General features: G+C 46.3%; 2 protein-coding genes. Both read right to left on the minus strand.

Annotated elements, in window-relative coordinates; genetic code table 11:
* Window positions 1-78: 78 nt before the first annotated feature.
* A complete protein-coding gene (locus tag WHJ28_RS16425; protein WP_340043091.1) occupies window positions 79-1005 on the minus strand; it encodes an IS3 family transposase in 927 nt (308 codons plus the stop codon).
* The gene (locus WHJ28_RS16430) at window positions 966-1661 is read right to left on the minus strand and encodes a helix-turn-helix domain-containing protein (protein ID WP_340043090.1); all 696 of its coding nucleotides are present in this window, start codon (window positions 1659-1661) and stop codon (window positions 966-968) included. The genes WHJ28_RS16425 and WHJ28_RS16430 overlap by 40 nt, the downstream gene beginning before the upstream one ends.
* Window positions 1662-1723 lie beyond the last annotated feature (62 nt).

The following is a 1723-nucleotide window of genomic DNA, read 5'->3' on the forward strand; positions in this document are numbered from 1 at the left end:
TGAACCGCTACCCGTCAAGAGGACAGTGAAAAAGTATAAAAATTCCCCGGCCAGCAGTTCATTTCTGCTGGCCACTTTTTATGCGGCGAGGCACAACTTATGCTTTTCCAATGGCGTCAACACACCCAGATTACGTTGTACCCGTCTGGTATTGTAGTAGCGGATATAGTGCTTAATCATCTGGATGAGTTCTTGTTTAGAGGTAAAACGCTTTCCGTAATAGCGTTCCCTCTTCAAGATGCCCCAGAATCCTTCCATGGGGCCGTTATCAATGCAGTGCGCCACACGAGACATACTCTGAGTCATTCCGGCTTGTACGAGCTTCTGGTGGAATACTCTGCCCGTGTATTGAAAGCCTCTGTCGCTATGAAATAAAGGATGGGCACCAGGGTTGACTTTAACCGCTTTGTCAAAGGTTTTGTAAACAAGCGAATTATCATTGCGCTCGCTTAGTACATAGGACACAATACGTCGGTCACATAGGTCGAGAATGGCGCTCAGATAGATTTTATGTGCCTCAAGCCCTTCATACCATTTAAACTCTGTTACATCGGTAAGCCATTTCTCATTTGGCTTTGCAGCGTGAAATTGACGATTCAGAAGGTTCTCGGCAATATACTGGGGGCTCTTAGCCTGTCTGGTGCAGCCGTGGTTGCTGTATTTCATAGTAGAACGTATATCTCTGGCACGGCAGATGCGCAGCACTCTCTTGTCATTCACATGGATGTCATGGTCGTGGCGCAGATCGTCATTGAGCCTTCTGTAACCTTTATCCGGGCTCTTCTCGTGAATTTTTTCAATCTTGTCAGCCAGACGTTCATTTTCCGCAGCCCTGCGACTTAGCTTCCCAGATGCCCATTTGTGGTAGGCGGACCGGGCCACATGGAACAATTCACAGGCCGTTTCAATGGGAAATCCCTGTTCCCCATGACATTCTTTAATAGCTATGTAAATATGGCGCTGTTTTACTTCCGAAAGGCATCTCTCCTCTCTACCTCGTCCAATTTTTTTAGCAGAGTGTTCTCCATTTCTGCCAGATACAGCTTGTGCTTGAGCTGCTCAATCTCAATTTGCACCCGTTCCAGTTCGGTACGGGGAGTCTGATCTTTCTTGCGGTGACCGCGCCGGTCCTGCAGCCCTGCCTCGCCCATCTCCTCAAAACGAAGTGTCCAGGTGCGTACTTGTTGGTAACTCACCTGATATTTTAAGGCCATCTCTCCGTAGTTTTTTCCGCTGGCAATACAGTCCCTAACGATTTGGATGCGCTCCTCCAGTGTGGTATCCCGTCCTTGCCTCATGTAGCTTCCCCCTCCAGAAGTCTTAACTGAGTTGAAATCTCCATGAGTATTATACACCTTTATCCATTTGCGGAGTTGGTCGGTTGAGCGGAGCCCATATTTTTCGCTGATGTATTCCAGACTGCCCTTTCCAGAAAGATATTCTTCAACTGCTTTTTGCTTCACTTCTTTTGGATAGTTATTATTTTTTACATTTGGAAGAAGTCCCTCAATTCCTTTTTCTTTATACAGATGTACCCAGTGACGAAATGATGCCGCACTGTTATGTGCCCGCCGTATGCTCTCTTTATATCCTATACACCCTTCCAGATAATCCCTTACAATCTCTATTTTCTTCTCGTATGCCACCTTACTTCTGGACATAAATATCTCCCCCTATAGAAGCAGTGTTTTATTTCACTGTCTCCTATAGGGGGAGCATATCA

The organism is Flavonifractor porci (assembly GCF_037572415.1).
Classification (GTDB): Bacteria; Bacillota; Clostridia; order Oscillospirales; family Oscillospiraceae; genus Flavonifractor; species Flavonifractor porci.